We start from the raw sequence: 16,232 nt of genomic DNA, 5'->3' as shown, positions 1-16,232 counted from the left end.
GCAGGCTGACCCCATCGGAGTCAGGCGAGGAAACTCTGGGTGAAGCGGTATTGCAGGTGTCGGCGCTGCAGACGCCGGCTGTGCAGCGTCGCGAAGTGATGCCGGAAACTCTGCCTGGGGTAATGAAGGGCGAGATGGAACAGCAGGCCGCACAGCAGCAAGAGGATCGCCTGCTGGGACCAGCTCTGCACCAGCTCGTAGACCACCTTGCCGGGGCCATTGTCACTGCGCAGGGAGTGCTCGAGGCGCAGCAGATGTGTCTGGTTGGACCCGACAAACTTGACCACGCCGTCGTCGCTCTGGCTGACAAGGTGCAAGGCCTGGGTCTGCTCAGCCCCCTGCTGCGCCGCGGATACGGCGATGCCCCCCGCCGGCAAGGCAGAGAACAGCAGGGTCAGCGCAATGAGCAGCGTCATCGCGGCCAGTTTCACTTTATCCAGGCGGCTCAAACAGTTAATTCCCGAGTAACAGAGGGGGCAAGCTATCACAGGGGCCTGACAAGGACAAGGGTGGCAGGCCTTGCAGCCTGCCGCCCTCGCGATGCGGACACGGGATCCTCAGCGCCCCCGCGTCATCTCCTCGAAGTCTTCGGCGTAGTCCTTGAGCAGGGTGTAGAGGTGCGCCCGCTGGGAGAGATCCATCGACTGACTGAGGTCGCTCAGCCACTGGACGGTGCGCTGGCGGGACTGATCGGTATAGCCGGTGAAGCGGCCGTCCATCAGGCCGTCCCCCTGTTGCAGCAAGCGGGTCAGCTCCTTGCCAAAGTCCGGGCTCTGGCGCTGCTTCATCAGCCTGTCCAGCTCCTGGGTCCAGGCTCCCTGAAACTCGAGCCAGGGGCCCATCATCTCGTATTGCCACTCGGCCCACTGGGCGATCAGCGGCTCCTGGGCCGGCTTGACCTTGCCAATCCAGAACACCAGCCGCTCGCTCATCTTCTCCCGAAAGCCCTTGAGCATCTCGGCCTTCGACTCGGTGGCAAAATCGTGCTGGCGCTCCTGCTGGCGCTTCACCCTGTCCCCCATGAAGTGGGCCACCTGGGCATCGGTCAGGGTACGGGCGAGGCGCACGGTGCGGGGAATGGCGTTCTCCAGGGTGCGGGTCAGGCTGGCCTGGGTCTTGTCCAGATGCAGGGAGACCTGCTCCGGGGTCATGGGGCTCGCCACCGCCTTGGCCAGGGCGTCGAGATCCCTGGCGTAGATGGGCAGCTCATGCTGGCGGTGCCAGGCCATCAGCCCCTTCACCTCGGTATCCAGCAGCTTCTTCTGGCTGCGATCCAAAGAGAAGTAGTCATCGAGCTGCCAGACGATGGCGGAGTCGAGCCAGTAGTAGATGACCCGGGTGGCGCAACCCGTCAGCAGCAGGCAGAGCAGCAGCAGGCTCCAGCTGCGGGGGTGACGCCATGAGAAGGTGGTTCGCATGCATGCCTCCAATCGTTGAGATACTAGCGTCGTGTCGAGTGAATCAGCGGTGAGCCCCTTGATCGGCAAGTCCGCTCCCCCTATTCCAGGCGGCGGCGGTTCTTGTCGATCAGCGCCTGATAATCGGGCCCTGGCTGCTGCTCGGCCATCAAGAGCCCCCACAGCAGCCCGATGTAATCGACCCATGGCAGGAAGGCCTCGGCCTGAAATCCCTTGCCATTGAGCAGCTTATGCCCTTCTCCCGCGCCCTCAAGCCCTATGCCTTCAAGATAGCAGCTCTCCAACTGGCGCTGCTGTTCTTCGTTCCAGTGGTGAGTGCGCACTATGCTGGCAAGCTCGAAACCCGGGTGACCGGCGGCACCATACTCCCAGTCGATGACCCAGGGCTTTCGCCCCAACAAGTTAGCCGGATTGAGATCGTGATGACAAGGGAGCCAGCAATCGTCCGGCTCCCGACTCGCGAGCAGGGCTCGCTCAAGGGCAGGCAGCCACTCCGGCACCTGGGCCAGCCGATCACGATACCCCCTGGCGTGGGCCCGTACCGCCATCACCACCCTGGGCACCGGCAAACGGTGCATGCGGCCGAGCACTTCGGCCAGCAGCCGGGGTTGCTCGTCCGGTGGCGGCGGGGCCAGCAGCCAGTTCGGCTCCTCGCACCAGGCCAGCAGCATCAGGCCCGTGGCCGGATCGCTGTGATGACAGGGCAAGGCGATCCCCTGCCCCATGGCCCCCTGATAGAGCTGCCACTCGGTGGCACGGTCGATGCCAAGGCGCACCGGATCCGGGTGACCGCAGCGCAAGAAACCGCACTGCCCCGAGGGGAGCGTCAGCCGGTAGTTGCAGTTGGTCAGCCCCTCCCCCAGGGGCGCGAGGCGCCCCTCACGCCAGGGAGCGGGCAGGCTGGCGAGCAGGCTCAGCTCGGCGAGATCGCCGCGCTGGGCCTGCGCGGCCCCGTTTCCCCCAGCTGGCTTACCAGCCAAAGGTGGAGGTCTTCGCCTGCTTGCGGATCTCTTTCTGATCGGCCCAGAGCAGCTCGCCGTTTTCCAGATCCATCAGGTTCATGGTCATCTGGTAGTAGACGTCCTTCACCTTGCCGTTGTCCTTGACGATGCTGGCGAGGTTGCCATAGACCATGTAACGGGCACCGGTCTGCTTGCCAATGCGCACCATGGTCGCGGGATCCACCATGCCGCTGCCCTGCTGGTATTCCAGCTGCTGCTTGACCGCCGCCACCTTGCTCATGTCGACGAAGCGGAACTTGCCGGAGCGCAGCAGCTTGGTGCGCAGGGTATCGGTGATGGCCTCGGTGTCGATGTGCTCCGACGTTTTGTTGCGAATGGAGTCCATGAACATCACGGGGCGTCCCCCTGCGGTGATCTCGCTGGTGGCCGGCGAGCTCAGCATGGAGTCCGCCATCTTGTCGGCGATGGCCTGCAGGTCGCTTGAGCCGTAATCCACGGTCACCGTCTCGGTTTCGGTCGGATCGCCATAGCTGACGGTGGTGCTGGAACAACCGCCGAGCAGCAGGGCGCCACTCAGGATCAGCAGGGCATGATTCATTTTCATCAGTTCGATTCCTCAATCACTTCGCGTACATAGACCCTGTAACCCTGGGCGCTCCCATTGGGCGCCAGGGCAGACAGGGTTCGGCTCTGGTGGCCGTGGAGCTTGATGGGGGTCCAGCCGCGACCATCACTGGCCACCTCCTGGCCGCTGCCATCGTACCAGTAGAACAGGTATTGCAGATGGTTGTCCCCGGACTGGGTGTTGGTCAGGATCACGTTGACCTGCAACAGGCCGTTCTGCTGACGCCGGCTCTGTTCGGTCAGGGTCGCATCCAGAGAGCCGTTGTGGGTCTCCAGGGTCGCCGCGCCCCCTGCCGGCGCATAGAGCGCCACGCCGGAGGTATTGGTGCTGCAGGCCGACAGCAGCAGTGTCAAGGCCAGGGCAGCCATCGGGGCTTTCATCATCATCACCTCACGCTGTGTATCGCTCCCCAGGGGGAGCATTCGTTATCCCGTGGCGGGGCAGCCCCCGCTAGATGGGCATCACCCGGGTCGTCAAACCGGCGCCGAGGCGCTGCACCCACACCAGGGTGGTGCGCCCGCTGTGCACCCTGAGTGGCAGTGTGCGCAGGGCGCTGCCCGCCCCCAGGGTGAGACTCACCTCCCCCGCCGGCACCATGGCCTGCCAGCTGCTCGCCTCCGCCGGCAGGGTCAGCCAGCTGCGGGTATCGGCCCGCTCGGACAGGGTATTGAAGATGCCGACCAGAATGTTGCCCACATCCCCCCCCTCTTTGGCGGCGGAGCGTCTGAGCTGCTCCTTGGCCAGCAGTCGCAGGGCCTGGCGGCTCAACATGCCGGGCAACCGCTCCTGCAGATCCTTGGCGGCCAAGGCCTCGAGCCGCACCAGGGAGCTGGTCTGCTGGTGACGGTTGCCAAGGCTCACCGTCAGGGGACCGGTACTAGCGCTCCTATTGTCGTAATAGGGGACCGCCACGGTAAAGGTACGAAAATCCCCGCCCGAGGTGGCGATGGGCAGCGGCAGGAACAGCTCCCGCCGCGCCGGGATCAGGCCATCTTCAAACAACACCACCAGCTGGCCCTGATCCTTGACGAGCGGCGGGGCCTTGCGGCCCACTCTCTTCTCGGTGTCACGGATCTCGTCCGGGGAGCCCCGCAGCCGAGCCAGACGCAGCAGGGCATCCTGCAGACTCCGGTTGTCCGGCGCTATCTGATAACCCCGCTGGTAATCCACCCAGGCGTCGTTGAGATCCCCGCTCGCCTCGTAGAGCACCCCGGAGAGATAGAAGGTATAGGCATTCTGGAAACCGTTCTTCACCTGGCCGATGAGGCGGTCGAGACTCGGTGCCCCCCGCGACATGAGCTGGCGCATCTGCGCCTCGTCCCCCGCCGCCGTCGCCTCCTTCTTGACCGCACGCACCTCGTCGGCCCGACTCTTGAGGGCCTGCTCCTGCACCTGATTGGCCCGGCGCACCTCCACCTGGGCACCTTCCAGCTCCCCCCGCTGCAGGTAGTTGAGGGCCAGATAGTGATGCAGCATGGTGCGCTCGTAATCCGGCGCCAGATATCCCAGGGTCTGATCATTGGTGAGCAGGCTGCCCGCCTGGGCCAGGCCACGGCTCAGCCGATAGCGGGCCTGGTTATCTTCCCAGGCGAGACGGCTGTCGGCGGCGGCGAAGGCCTGCTTGCTGGCCGCATCCTGGCTGGCGAGCCAGGCGATACGCCCCTGCTCCAGCCGATCCAGCACATAGGTGTCATCCCCCAGGGTGGAGTCACGCACCTCGGACAAGGCATCAGCGGCCTTGCCCTGCAGCAGCAGGTTGCGCTGGGGCACCATCTGATCGGAATAGGAGACGAAAAGATCCTGCCAGTGGGAGGCGCAGCCCCCCATCAACAGGCCGGCCAACAACAGGCCGGCAGTGGAGACGGCACGGATCACAGGCTGAGCAGGGGTCCCAGGGGCTGACCACCGACCAGGTGCAGGTGGATGTGGTACACCTCCTGCCCGCCATGACGGTTGCAGTTCATGATGAGGCGATAGCCGTCCTCGGCGATCCCGGCGTCGCTCGCCAGCTTGCGGGCCACGGTAAACATCCGGCCAAGGGCCAGCTCATGATCGGGTTCCACGTCGTTGACCGTGGGGATCAGCACATTCGGGATGATCAGGATGTGGGTCTTGGCCTTGGGCTGGATGTCGCGAAACGCGGTCACCAGATCGTCTTGATAAAGGATGTCGGCGGGGATTTCCTTGCGGATGATTTTGCTGAAAATGGTTTCTTGCGCCATGGGTAACTCCTTTATATGAAAAAGAAAATTCTACACGAACCCCAAGCGAATCCCAAAAATGCCGCCGAGGCTCGCCAAGTGTGACACAAGCCGATATTTGACACAGCCGTTGTCCAAATCCCTTCAGTTATTGTTAAAAATACCGATAGCCAAGGAGACGTCTTCCGTACCAGAGGCATGACCACAGGGCATGCAGGGTACCAAAAGGACGGGGTACTCAGGCAAGGGACTTTTGCATCGACAGCGGGACAATAATGAAACAAACAATGTCAGACCTCTCCATTTTACAGAGAGTCTATTTGGGCTTTGCCATCTTGGTCGCCGTCATGGTCGCCAGCGCAGCACTGACCTTTCGCAGCCAGAGCGAGCTCAATGGGGCCCTGAGTCAGGTCACCCAGCAATCCATGCCGCTGGTGATCGCCAGCAGCCAGACCCAGATCAGCCTCCTCAGCGCCAACAAGTGGCTCACCGACGTGCTGACCGAGCAGGATCCCAAGCTGTTGCCCGGGGAAGTGGCCGAGCTGCAGCAGGCTCAGGCCCAGGTCGACCAGATGCTGGCGACCCTCAAGGCCCAGGTGGCAGCCCATCCTGAGCTGCAAGGAGAGATGACGGCCCTGACCAAGCTGGTGGCCGACTACCTGCAACTGACCCAGACCCTGCCCACCGAACACGAGGCCCTGCTCACCCGGCTGCACAAGGTGAACCAGGCCAAGGGACAATTTCAAGTCAGCCTGCCCCAGTTCAAGAAAAACCTGGGTGACATGATGGTCTCCATCGACGACAGCTTCATCAAGATGCTCTCCGAGACCCTGACCACCAAGCTCTCCGCCATCGAACTCTCCACCATGGATGCCCTGAACCAGAGCATCCCGGCCCCCATCGAGAGTGCACTCAAGCGCAACAAGATGCAGATCGAGAGCTTCAACAGCACCATCAAGGATCTGCAGGGTGAGCTCCAGGACTTCGACAACAACATGGGCCACTACGTCCATGGGTTCGTGCGCGACACCACGGGCAACGAAGGGGTACTCGCCCAATACCTGGCGCTGATGAAGCAGCAGCAGGCCATGCGCGAGCAGAGCAAGCAGGCGAGCCAGCTCATCGTCGCCATCCAGAACAAGCTGGAGGGGATCACCACCCAGAGCCAGCAGCTCATGAACGCCAGCATCCAGGCCTCGGATCGGGTGCAGACCCAGAGCACCCTTACCCAGACCATCAGCATCGTCATCGCCATCCTGGTGGCCATTCTGGTGGCCTACACCCTCGGCAAGGCCATCCGCCGCCCTCTCAAGGAGCTGCTGCGGGTGCTGACCGAGGTGACCCAGGGCGACATGACCCAGCGGGTCGGCTTCAAGAGTCAGAACGAGTTTGGTCAGCTCGGCAGCCAGGTCAACCTGCTGATCCAGCAGATGGGGGATGTGCTCAAGCAGCTCTCCCAAGCCTCCAACCAGCTCAACAGCGCCGCCCACGACAACCGCCACACCACGGAATCCGTGCGCGCCGATCTCGAGAAGCAGCGCCAGGAGACCGCCTCGGTCGCCGCCGCCATGACCCAGATGGAAGCCTCGGTGCGGGAAGTGGCCCAGGCCGCCAACCAGACCCTGGAACGGGTTCAGGACGTGGAAAAGGCCTCCGAAATGGGCCGCAAGGTGATGGCTGGCAACATCACCACCACCCACCAGCTGGCGGGCAAGTTGCAGCAAACCGGCGCCGTGATCGGCGACGTGAGCGCCATGAGCGGCCAGATCGGCAATATTCTGGACGTCATTCGCGGCATTGCCGAACAGACCAATCTGCTGGCCCTCAACGCGGCCATCGAGGCGGCCCGTGCCGGCGAGCAGGGTCGCGGCTTTGCGGTGGTGGCGGATGAAGTGCGCAACCTGGCGGGCCGTACCGCCCAGTCCACCAGCGAGATCCAGCAGATGATCGAGAACCTGCAACAGGGGGTCGCCCGGGCGGTCAACGTCATGCAGGAGTGCTCCCGCGAGATGGACAGCTGCATGGATCAGAGCTCCCAGGCCAACAACGCCATGGAAGAGGTGCAGGGCATCGTCGTGCTCATCAGCGACATGTCGAGCCAGATAGCCTCCGCCGCCGAGCAGCAGCAGGCCACCAGCGCCGACATCGCCACCAACCTCAACCGCATCTCGGACATCTCGGATCTCAACTATCAGGGCATCGAGAAGGTGGCCGAGACCAGCCAGCAGCTCGACTCCCTGGCCGAGCAGCAGGAGGGGCTGGTGCAGCGCTTCCGGCTCAGTGCCTGAATAGCGCATGCGACATCAGGGGCCTGCGGGCCCCTGTTTCATTCTCCCCCGCCAGTAAACATTGAAAGCCTGCGCCCGGTCACGGACAGCGGCCCGCCCCTGCGTCAGCATAGCCAGATGACCCTGCCTTCTGGCCCGTTTGTTCTCAGGATGCCCTCATGATCTCCCTCAGCCAGCTGCTGCTGTTTGCCGGTGCCTCCCTGCTGATGGCCCTGACCCCGGGCCCCAACATGATTTACCTGCTCTCCCGCTCCCTCTGTCAGGGGCGCGTGGCGGGCATCATGTCCTGGGGCGGCGTGGTGCTCGGTTTCAGCGTCCACATGCTGTGCGCCGCCGTCGGCCTGACCGCGCTCTTCATGGCGATCCCCATGGGCTATGAGCTGCTCAAGGTCGCCGGTGCCCTCTACCTGCTGTGGATGGCCTGGCAGGGCATTCGGCCCGGCTCCCGCTCGCCGTTCGAGCCCTCGGCCCTGCCGGCCCACTCCCCCGGCCGGCTGTTTCTGATGGGGCTGCTCACCAGCGTGCTCAACCCCAAGGTGGCCATCTTCTATCTCTCCGTACTGCCCCAGTTCATCCGCCCCGAGGCAGGATCCGTGCTCGGCCAGAGCCTGCAGCTCGGCGCGGTGCAGCTGCTCATCAGCGCCGCCGTCAACCTGGGAGTCGCGCTTTCTGCCGCCCATATCGCTGGCTGGTTTGCCCGTAACCGGCTCTGGCTCGCGGTGCAGCGTTATCTGATGGCCACCGTACTGGGCCTGCTCGCGGTGCGTCTGCTGGCACAGGGTCGCAGTTAACTCCTGGCCACCGGCACACAGGCAACAAAAAGGCCCCCATCGGGAGCCTTGCTTGATACGTGCTGGGTGCCCGATCAGGCGTAGGCGATGGCGCCCTTGCCCACCCCTTCATAGGCGACGATCTTCACGAACTTGTCACCCACCTGCTTCTTCACTTCGCGGGCGATGTAGTGGGCCAGCAGCTCTATGGTGGTGTCGGTGTCGATCATCTCCACCTCCGCCGCCGGCATGGCGAGCTGGAACAGCCCCTGGGGAGCCACGTACTTGAAGCCCAGGTGATGCGCACCCAGCTGGGCCTTGGCCTGTTCACTCAAATCGAGTTCGGACAGGGACACCTTGTCCTCTTCGGTACCGAGGTAGATGTCACTCCAGCGCTCGGCCCAGTTCAGCTCCAGCTCCTCGTCCCGTTCCCCATCCACCAGGATTTCGACAGGCGAGCGATGACCGTGGGCGATGCGCTGACAGTTGCCGTCGTGCTTCTTCAGGCCATGGCTGTAGTGGTAGAAGGCGCCATCGATGCGCTCCGAGCGCAAGGTCAGCGACAAATCCTTGATGTTGCCCGGCAAACGGGTCGCCAGCACGCCCAGCAGGTAGTGGGTTACCGACTCCTTGTCCACCTGGGGAGCGGGGATGAAGGCGAACGCCTGGGCCGGGCAGCGCAGATGGATGGAGCGGTGGGGACGCAGCAGATCCACGGTGCACTCGCCATTGTCCAGCTCGGCCATCTGCACCAGGGCGCTGCCGGTGGGAACCAGCAGCTTGTGATCCACCTCGTCGTCGATGATGGACTTGATGAGCTTCTTCACCCGGCCAAAGTCCAGCAGCATGCTCATCTCGTTGAGCTCACCGCTCATTTCGATATCGACCAGCCAGCTCTCCCCCACCATGCCACGGCGTTCACACAGATAGCTGGAGTCGATAACGGTCAAATCTCTTACAAATAACTTCATCACTCAGACCTTGCTACAGAGAAAGTGCAGTTTGGGATATTATGACCCCGGATTATCGGCAAAGGAACTGGAACCCCCCATGAACAAATTGCTTATCAAGAACGCCACCCTGGTCAACGAAGGCCGCATCTATGCTTCCGACGTGTTGATCGAGGGGGAAAGGATAGCCCGCATCGCCCCCGATATCAGCGCCCCGGATGCGGTGGTGATCGATGCCGCGGGTCGTCACCTCATCCCCGGGATGATCGACGACCAGGTCCACTTCCGCGAGCCCGGCCTGACCCACAAGGGCACCATCGCCAGTGAATCCCGGGCCGCCGTGGCCGGTGGTACCACCAGCTTCATGGAAATGCCCAACGTCAATCCCCAGACCACCACCATCGATGTCCTCGAAGCCAAATACCAGATAGCCGCCAACTCCGCCGCCGCCAACTACAGCTTCTACCTGGGTGCCACCAACGACAACCTGGAAGAGATCAAGAAGCTCGATCCCAAGCAGTCCTGTGGCATCAAGATCTTCATGGGGGCCTCCACCGGCAACATGCTGGTGGACAATCAGGAGACCCTGGCGGCCATCTTCCGCGAGAGCCCGGTGATGATCGTCACCCACTGCGAGGACACCCCCTCCATCAAGGTGCTGGAAGACGAGGCCCGCGCCAAGTGGGGCGAGGATGTGCCGATGCGCGAACACGGCCGCATCCGCAGCGCCGACGCCTGCTACAAGTCCTCCAGCATGGCGGTGGGACTGGCGAAGCAATACGGCGCCAAGCTGCACGTGCTACACCTGACCACGGCGAAGGAGCTGTCGCTCTTCACCGCTACCCCGGATCTGAAGGATCTCAAGGACAAGAACATCACCGCCGAGGTGTGCGTGCACCACCTCTTCTTCAACGAAGCGGATTACGACACCCTGGGCAGCCAGATCAAGTGCAACCCGGCGGTGAAGAGCGCGGCGGATCAACACGCCCTGCTGGATGCGGTGCGCAACGACGTGCTGGACATCATCGCCACCGACCACGCGCCCCACACCTGGGAAGAGAAGCAGAACAGCTACTTCAAGGCGCCGTCCGGCGTGCCCCTGGTACAGCACTCCCTGCAGGCCCTGCTGGAGCTCTACCACAACGGAGTGTTCTCCCTGGAGACCATCGTCAAGAAGACCTCCCACGCGGTGGCCGAGCGCTTCCAGGTGCAGGATCGCGGCTACATCCGCGAGGGCTACTTCGCCGATCTGGTGCTACTGGATCTCGGCAAGCCCTACGTGGTCAACGACAGCAACCTGCTCTATCTCTGCGGCTGGTCCCCGTTCAACGGTTATCGCTTCCAGAGCACCATCGAAATGACCCTGGTCAACGGCCAGATCGCCTGGCAGAACGGTCAGGTCACCGACAAGGTGCTGGGCAAGCGACTGACCTTCAACCGTTGATATGAGAGGTTAACCGCTTCCAGAGCGCCATCGTTGAAATGACCCTGGTCAATGGCCAGATCGCCTGGCAGAACGGTCAGGTCACCGACAAGGTGCTGGGCAAGCGACTGACCTTCAACCGCTGAGCCACCTTCACGCAAGGTACGCGCTCACTGCGCCGGACGGCCACCCACGGGGTGGCCGTTTTTTTGGCCGGCGAGACGGAATGATGGCGTCAGATTGAGCGACTGGTCGCACTTTGATCCGAAGTTGCTCGCAAAGCAGGCGAACAGTCTCGGCGTGCCATTTACCCTGTTGACAGGACCTGCCCATCTCCATAAACTCAGCCCCCGTCAGCCGAGCTGACCTCGTCGGTGTGTAGCGCAGCCAGGTAGCGCATCTGCATGGGGTGTAGAGGGTCGGAGGTTCGAATCCTCTCACACCGACCAAATTCCCCGAGAAAGGCCTTGTCAGACGACAAGGCCTTTTCTTTTTATGGCGCCGGGCCGCCCTCATTGTCTCCCTCAGCCCGTTGTGCTGTAGTGAGGCACTCTCTTCTGCCCGGATTGCCCAGATGTCGCTCCCCCGCTCTCCTCTTTCACGCCTCGCCCTGTGCGCCCTGTTGCTTGTTCAGCTCGCTGGCTGCGCCACCCCCTATGACAGCGAGAAGTCCTTCTGGAACGGTCAGACGGGTTTCTCCCAGACCCAGCTTGGGCCCAACAAATGGCAGCTGGAGTTCGTCGGCAACGATCTGGTGGACAGGGAACTGGCCCGCAAGTATGTGCTCAAGCGGGCGGGAGAGATGGCGCTGGCACGGGGCCATGCCTGGGTCAACGTGCAAGAGCTGACCCTGGCGCGGGATCCGGTCAGGGTCAGCCCCACTCGCCCCCAGTTCGGTTTCGATGAGTACGAACCCGATACCTTCATGGACGAGATGCACGTCGAGCACCGCACCTCGGCCCTGCTGACCTTCTCCCTCGGGGACCACCCCTTGAACGATCGGAGCCTGGAAGCGTCTTATCTCGCAAAAATGAAAACAAACAGTGATTAATATTGGTTAATCGCAAGATCCATATCACATACATCTAACATCATCTAAAAAACCCACTATAAGCCGCTGGATTTCCTTGGTGCGATTAGGCATTCTGCCAGCACACCGGCGACCAGGATTCCATGGTCCGGATCACAAAAAAGGACTAAGGTGGCGCCCTTCGCCCCCTACACACGACAGCACACAGAGACTGGGATCCCCCCATGAAAATGAACAAATTGACCGTCGCCATTCTGATCGCGATGCTGCTCGGCATTGCCACCGGCCAGGGTTATCGCCTGCTGGCACCGGCAGAGGCTGCCGATTTTGCCGGCAACATCACCATCTTGACCGACATCTTCCTGCGCCTCATCAAGATGATCATCGCCCCCCTGGTGTTCACCACCCTGGTGGTCGGGATCGCCAAGATGGGGGATACCCGCACCGTGGGTCGCATCGGTGCCAAGACCCTGGGCTGGTTCATGCTGGCCTCGCTGATGTCACTGACCCTGGGGCTGGTGATGGTGACCCTGATGCAACCGGGTGTGGGCCTCTCCCTCTCCCTGCCCGATGACACCGCCACCTCGGGGGTGGCCGCCAGCGCACTCAGCCTCAAGGACTTCGTCACCCACGCCATCCCGAAAAGCGTCATCGAGGCCATGGCCACCAACGAGATCCTGCAGATCGTGGTGTTCTCCCTCTTCTTCGGCCTGGCCGCCGCCGCCCTCGGCGATCTGGCTCGCCCCGTGGTCACCCTGATGGCCAGCACTGCCGAGATCATGCTCAAAGTGACCGGCTACGTGATGAACTTCGCCCCCTTCGCCGTGTTCGGCGCCATCTCCGCCATGGTGGCCAAGGAAGGGCTCGGCATCCTGGTGACCTACGGCAGCTTCATGGCCCAGTTCTACCTGGCCCTGGCCTGCCTCTGGCTGCTGCTGATCCTGATGGGCAGCCTGTTCATTCGCCGCCGCATACTGACTCTGCTCGCCATGATCCGCGAGCCCATACTGCTCGCCTTCTCCACCGCCAGCTCCGAGGCCGCCTACCCCAAGACCCTGGACAGGCTGGAAAAGTTTGGCTGCGACAAGCGCATCGCCAGCTTCGTGCTGCCCATGGGTTACTCCTTCAACCTGGACGGCTCCATGATGTACTGCACCTTCGCGGTCATGTTCATCGCCCAGGCCTATGGCATCGAGCTCTCCATGGCCCAGCAGATCACCATGCTGCTGCTGTTGATGGTCACCTCCAAGGGGATGGCCGGGGTTCCGCGCGCCTCCCTGGTGGTGATCGCCGCCACCCTCAACCAGTTCCACATCCCGGAAGCGGGCATACTGCTGCTGCTCGGCATCGACCACTTCCTGGACATGGGCCGCTCCGCCACCAACGTGCTGGGCAACGCCATCGCCGCCAGCGTGGTGGCCAAGACCGAAGACAGCCTGGGGGAAGGCCAGCCCCTGCAAGAGGCAAAGGCCGAACTCGCCAAGGCGTGAGACGATGCCCCATGAAAAAAGACCCGCCACGGCGGGTCTTTCTGTTTATATGCGCCTCAGCACCAGCGCCGCACTCGTCGGCAGTAGTGCAGATAAGCGACCCCGAAGCGGGCGCGCAGGGCCCGCTCCTCCGCCGGGATCTGGACACGGGTCATCCAGCCGAAAAACACCAGCGGGCCGAGCCAGACATACAAACCGCCAAGATGGCAGGCCAGCGCCATCAACCAGCACAACAGCCCCAGATACATGGGGTTGCGGCTGATGCGATAGACCCCCAGCGTCACCAGCGCCCGACTCTGCTGCAGGCGGATGGGATTGACCGTAGTGCGCTGGCGGGCGAACTGCGTGAGCGCCCCCAGACCGAGCGCGGCTCCCACCAAGGCCAGGATCATCGCGATGATCGACCAGCCCCCCAGACCGCCGCCCTCCCCCGCGCCAAACCCCATGGCGAGCACGATGATGACAAACAGCAACAAGGGTGGGATCCGCGGCTCGAAACGCATTTTTTCTTCCTGCAACCTGTGCCACGAATGGCGCCAATGAGATACACTCCCGCAGTCGTCGCATTGAAAAAAAATGGATAAATATCATCCACATACGAATAATTTCCCAAGCGACTGACGTCCGCGTCCATACCCGGACGCTTTCAACCTCAACAATAAGAAGGTTACATCCCATGCACAAGAAAACCCTGCTCGCCACCCTGGTGTTCGGCTTGCTCGCCGGTCAGGCGGTCGCCGCCCCCTACCTGCCGCTGGCCAGCGATACCCGCAACGGCCAGGAGCAGACTGCCACCAATGCCTGGCTGGAAGTGGATCTGGGCGCATTCGAACACAACATCCAGACCCTCAAGGATCGCCTCGGTGACAAGGGGCCGCAGATCTGCGCCATCATGAAAGCGGACGCCTACGGTCACGGCATCGATCTGCTGGTGCCTTCCGTGGTCAAGGCAGGCATCCCCTGCATCGGCATCGCCAGCAACGAAGAGGCGCGCGTCGCTCGCGAGAAGGGCTTCGAAGGCCGACTGATGCGGGTGCGGGCTGCCACCCCGAACGAGGTGGAGCAGGCCCTGCCCTACAAGCTTGAAGAGCTCATCGGCAGCCTGGAGAGTGCCAAGGGCATCTCCGACATCGCCCTGCGCCACAACACCAAGATCCCGGTGCACATCGGCCTGAACTCCGCCGGCATGAGCCGCAACGGCATCGACCTGCGCCAGTCCGGTGCCAAGGATGAGGCCCTGGCCATGCTCAAGCTCCAGGGCATCACCCCGGTCGGCATCATGACCCACTTCCCGGTGGAGGAGAAAGAGGACGTCAAGCTCGGTCTGGCCCAGTTCAAGCTGGACAGCCAGTGGCTGCTGGAAGCCGGCAAGCTGGATCGCAGCAAGATCACCATCCACGCCGCCAACTCCTTCGCCACCCTGGAAGTGCCTGACGCCTACTTCGACATGGTTCGCCCGGGCGGCCTGCTGTACGGTGACTCCATCCCCTCCTACACCGAGTACAAGCGCGTCATGGCGTTCAAGACCCAGGTCGCCTCGGTCAACCACTACCCGGCGGGCAACACCGTCGGCTATGACCGCACCTTCACCCTCAAGCGCGACTCCCTGCTGGCGAACCTGCCGCTCGGCTACTCCGACGGCTATCGCCGGGCGCTCAGCAACAAGGCTTATGTGCTGATCCAGGGCCAGAAGGTACCGGTGGTCGGCAAGACCTCCATGAACACCATCATGGTGGACGTGACCGACTTGAAGGGAGTGAAACCCGGTGATGAGGTGGTGCTGTTCGGCCGCCAGGGTGAGGCCGAGGTGAAACAGGCGGATCTGGAAGAGTACAACGGCGCCCTGCTGGCGGACATGTACACCATCTGGGGCTATACCAACCCCAAGAAGATCAAGCGCTGATAACCATCAGACATAAAAAAGGGCTCCCGCGGGAGCCCTTTTACTTATTTGGAAATCAGACCGTTTTCACGCCGTCTTTCTTGCGGGTCACCCAGAGACTCAGCCCCATGGAGGCCAGCAGGATCAGGGCTACCACACCCAAAGCGATGCCGGTGGGGATCTTGAACACATCCAGCAGCAGCATCTTGACCCCGATGAACATCAGGATCAGCGCCAGGCCGTATTTGAGCAGGGCAAAGCGCTCCGCCACACCCGCCAGCAGGAAGTACATGGCGCGCAGGCCCATGATGGCGAAGATGTTGGAGGTCAGCACGATGAAGGGATCCGTGGTCACCGCGAAGATGGCCGGGATACTGTCCACCGCGAAGATGAGATCGCTCACCTCCACCAGCACCAGGATGAGCAGGAGCGGCGTGGCGTAGCGCACACCATCACGCCAGACGAAGAAGTTCTCCCCTTCCAGGTTCTCGGTCACCTTGAAGCGACGGCGCATCCAGCCCAGCAGCGGGTTGTTGGCCAAGTCCGGCTCCTTGTCGGCGGCCCACAGCATCTTGACCCCGGTCAGCAGCAAGAAGGCGCCGAACAGGTAGAGGATCCAGTGGAACTGCTCGATGAGCCAGCTGCCGGCGAACACCATGCCGGCCCGCATCACGATGGCACCCAGTACCCCGTACAGCAGCACCCGGCGCTGCAGCTCGGCCGGAATGGCGAAATAGCCGAACAACATCAGCCAGACGAAGACGTTGTCCACCGCCAGCGCCTTCTCGATGAGGTAGCCGGTGAGGAACTCCAACCCCTTCTGGTTGGCGATTTCACGGCCTGCACTGTGATCCAGCCAGAGCCAGATGGCCAGGTTGAACAGCAGGGCCACGCTCACCCAGATGAGAGACCAGATCCCCGCCTCTTTCAGGGAGACCTTGTGCGCCTTGCCACCGCCGACGAAGCGTATGTCAATCCATAACAGGACCAGCACTATGCTGAAGAAACCGGTCCACATCCACCATTCACCCATTTTTCACTCCTCCAAAAACGACAAAACCCACGACCGAGAGGCGTGGGTTTGCGTTTGGAGCAGATACACCTTGCCTCTCGGCAAGGTCTCACTTACAGCAGACTCAATCCGCTGCCCGGCTGCCGGGTCCACTGCTATCGCGTGCACCGTAATGACGACA

At 62.5% G+C, this 16,232-nt stretch carries 16 protein-coding genes and 1 tRNA gene; 7 read left to right on the top strand and 10 right to left on the bottom strand.

Going from position 1 to position 16,232, the window contains the following annotated elements; genetic code table 11:
- Positions 1-20: 20 nt before the first annotated feature.
- From ACW5W7_RS15210 to hinT, 7 genes are all read right to left on the bottom strand, one after another.
- Positions 21-488 carry a hypothetical protein gene (locus ACW5W7_RS15210; protein ID WP_456502243.1) on the bottom strand — a complete coding sequence of 156 codons (468 nt, stop codon included), beginning with the start codon at positions 486-488 and terminating at the stop codon, positions 21-23.
- A 69-nt stretch (positions 489-557) separates the two neighbouring features.
- Positions 558-1,418 carry a DUF6279 family lipoprotein gene (locus ACW5W7_RS15205; RefSeq protein WP_456502242.1) on the bottom strand — a complete coding sequence of 287 codons (861 nt, stop codon included), beginning with the start codon at positions 1,416-1,418 and terminating at the stop codon, positions 558-560.
- 80 nt (positions 1,419-1,498) lie between these two features.
- Entirely contained in the window at positions 1,499-2,335 is an 837-nt protein-coding gene (locus ACW5W7_RS15200; protein ID WP_456502266.1) for a phosphotransferase, read from the bottom strand.
- 52 nt (positions 2,336-2,387) lie between these two features.
- Complete coding sequence (gene lpoB / locus ACW5W7_RS15195; RefSeq protein WP_349921844.1) at positions 2,388-2,984, bottom strand: penicillin-binding protein activator LpoB; 597 nt, start codon at positions 2,982-2,984, stop codon at positions 2,388-2,390.
- Positions 2,984-3,385: a YcfL family protein gene (locus tag ACW5W7_RS15190; protein WP_349921843.1), complete on the bottom strand. Its 402-nt coding sequence runs from the start codon at positions 3,383-3,385 to the stop codon at positions 2,984-2,986. Before ACW5W7_RS15190 ends, lpoB begins: the two co-directional genes overlap by 1 nt.
- Positions 3,386-3,455: 70 nt before the next feature.
- Positions 3,456-4,832 carry a COG3014 family protein gene (locus ACW5W7_RS15185; protein ID WP_456502265.1) on the bottom strand — a complete coding sequence of 459 codons (1,377 nt, stop codon included), beginning with the start codon at positions 4,830-4,832 and terminating at the stop codon, positions 3,456-3,458.
- Between the two features lie 44 nt (positions 4,833-4,876).
- Positions 4,877-5,227: a purine nucleoside phosphoramidase gene (gene hinT / locus ACW5W7_RS15180; protein WP_042883127.1), complete on the bottom strand. Its 351-nt coding sequence runs from the start codon at positions 5,225-5,227 to the stop codon at positions 4,877-4,879.
- A 254-nt stretch (positions 5,228-5,481) separates the two neighbouring features.
- Between hinT and ACW5W7_RS15175 the strand changes: the two genes are divergently transcribed.
- Both ACW5W7_RS15175 and ACW5W7_RS15170 read left to right on the top strand, forming a co-directional pair.
- Positions 5,482-7,494 (top strand): methyl-accepting chemotaxis protein, encoded by a 2,013-nt coding sequence (locus ACW5W7_RS15175; RefSeq protein ID WP_349921842.1) that lies wholly within the window; start codon positions 5,482-5,484, stop codon positions 7,492-7,494.
- A 158-nt stretch (positions 7,495-7,652) separates the two neighbouring features.
- Positions 7,653-8,285, top strand: a complete 633-nt coding sequence (locus ACW5W7_RS15170) for a LysE family translocator (protein WP_456502241.1) — start codon at positions 7,653-7,655, stop codon at positions 8,283-8,285.
- A gap of 74 nt (positions 8,286-8,359) precedes the next feature.
- Here the strand turns inward: ACW5W7_RS15170 and ACW5W7_RS15165 are convergent, their stop codons facing one another.
- On the bottom strand, positions 8,360-9,235 hold the full coding sequence (locus ACW5W7_RS15165; protein ID WP_349921840.1) for a 6-carboxytetrahydropterin synthase: 876 nt from the start codon (positions 9,233-9,235) through the stop codon (positions 8,360-8,362).
- 79 nt (positions 9,236-9,314) lie between these two features.
- Between ACW5W7_RS15165 and ACW5W7_RS15160 the strand changes: the two genes are divergently transcribed.
- The 4 genes from ACW5W7_RS15160 (at position 9,315) to ACW5W7_RS15145 (ending at position 13,157) form a co-directional block, all read left to right on the top strand.
- The gene (locus ACW5W7_RS15160) at positions 9,315-10,658 is read left to right on the top strand and encodes a dihydroorotase (RefSeq protein ID WP_434667274.1); all 1,344 of its coding nucleotides are present in this window, start codon (positions 9,315-9,317) and stop codon (positions 10,656-10,658) included.
- 351 nt (positions 10,659-11,009) lie between these two features.
- Positions 11,010-11,086: transfer RNA gene (locus tag ACW5W7_RS15155), tRNA-Pro, on the top strand.
- A gap of 125 nt (positions 11,087-11,211) precedes the next feature.
- Positions 11,212-11,688 carry a CC0125/CC1285 family lipoprotein gene (locus ACW5W7_RS15150; protein WP_456502240.1) on the top strand — a complete coding sequence of 159 codons (477 nt, stop codon included), beginning with the start codon at positions 11,212-11,214 and terminating at the stop codon, positions 11,686-11,688.
- Between the two features lie 203 nt (positions 11,689-11,891).
- Positions 11,892-13,157: a cation:dicarboxylate symporter family transporter gene (locus ACW5W7_RS15145; protein WP_434667268.1), complete on the top strand. Its 1,266-nt coding sequence runs from the start codon at positions 11,892-11,894 to the stop codon at positions 13,155-13,157.
- Between the two features lie 56 nt (positions 13,158-13,213).
- Here the strand turns inward: ACW5W7_RS15145 and ACW5W7_RS15140 are convergent, their stop codons facing one another.
- Positions 13,214-13,660 (bottom strand): methyltransferase family protein, encoded by a 447-nt coding sequence (locus tag ACW5W7_RS15140; protein ID WP_456502239.1) that lies wholly within the window; start codon positions 13,658-13,660, stop codon positions 13,214-13,216.
- Positions 13,661-13,833: 173 nt separating this feature from the next.
- On the opposite strand from ACW5W7_RS15140, the gene alr reads away from it, so the two are divergent.
- Positions 13,834-15,060, top strand: a complete 1,227-nt coding sequence (alr, locus tag ACW5W7_RS15135; RefSeq protein ID WP_349921835.1) for an alanine racemase — start codon at positions 13,834-13,836, stop codon at positions 15,058-15,060.
- A 55-nt stretch (positions 15,061-15,115) separates the two neighbouring features.
- Here the strand turns inward: alr and ACW5W7_RS15130 are convergent, their stop codons facing one another.
- On the bottom strand, positions 15,116-16,072 hold the full coding sequence (locus ACW5W7_RS15130; RefSeq protein ID WP_349921834.1) for a TerC family protein: 957 nt from the start codon (positions 16,070-16,072) through the stop codon (positions 15,116-15,118).
- Positions 16,073-16,232: the final 160 nt, after the last annotated feature.

Source organism: Aeromonas intestinalis (assembly GCF_054052485.1).
This window is presented reverse-complemented; position numbering and strand designations above follow the sequence as displayed.

Coding starts and splice junctions, on each gene's coding strand:
- ACW5W7_RS15205 (WP_456502242.1), bottom strand. CDS start 1,418: ATGCGAACCACCTTCTCATGGCGTCACCCCCGCAGCTGGAGCCTGCTG.
- lpoB (WP_349921844.1), bottom strand. CDS start 2,984: ATGAAAATGAATCATGCCCTGCTGATCCTGAGTGGCGCCCTGCTGCTC.
- ACW5W7_RS15190 (WP_349921843.1), bottom strand. CDS start 3,385: ATGAAAGCCCCGATGGCTGCCCTGGCCTTGACACTGCTGCTGTCGGCC.
- ACW5W7_RS15185 (WP_456502265.1), bottom strand. CDS start 4,832: ATGGGGGGCTGCGCCTCCCACTGGCAGGATCTTTTCGTCTCCTATTCC.
- hinT (WP_042883127.1), bottom strand. CDS start 5,227: ATGGCGCAAGAAACCATTTTCAGCAAAATCATCCGCAAGGAAATCCCC.
- ACW5W7_RS15175 (WP_349921842.1), top strand. CDS start 5,482: ATGAAACAAACAATGTCAGACCTCTCCATTTTACAGAGAGTCTATTTG.
- ACW5W7_RS15170 (WP_456502241.1), top strand. CDS start 7,653: ATGATCTCCCTCAGCCAGCTGCTGCTGTTTGCCGGTGCCTCCCTGCTG.
- ACW5W7_RS15165 (WP_349921840.1), bottom strand. CDS start 9,235: ATGAAGTTATTTGTAAGAGATTTGACCGTTATCGACTCCAGCTATCTG.
- ACW5W7_RS15160 (WP_434667274.1), top strand. CDS start 9,315: ATGAACAAATTGCTTATCAAGAACGCCACCCTGGTCAACGAAGGCCGC.
- ACW5W7_RS15150 (WP_456502240.1), top strand. CDS start 11,212: ATGTCGCTCCCCCGCTCTCCTCTTTCACGCCTCGCCCTGTGCGCCCTG.
- ACW5W7_RS15145 (WP_434667268.1), top strand. CDS start 11,892: ATGAAAATGAACAAATTGACCGTCGCCATTCTGATCGCGATGCTGCTC.
- ACW5W7_RS15140 (WP_456502239.1), bottom strand. CDS start 13,660: ATGCGTTTCGAGCCGCGGATCCCACCCTTGTTGCTGTTTGTCATCATC.
- alr (WP_349921835.1), top strand. CDS start 13,834: ATGCACAAGAAAACCCTGCTCGCCACCCTGGTGTTCGGCTTGCTCGCC.
- ACW5W7_RS15130 (WP_349921834.1), bottom strand. CDS start 16,072: ATGGGTGAATGGTGGATGTGGACCGGTTTCTTCAGCATAGTGCTGGTC.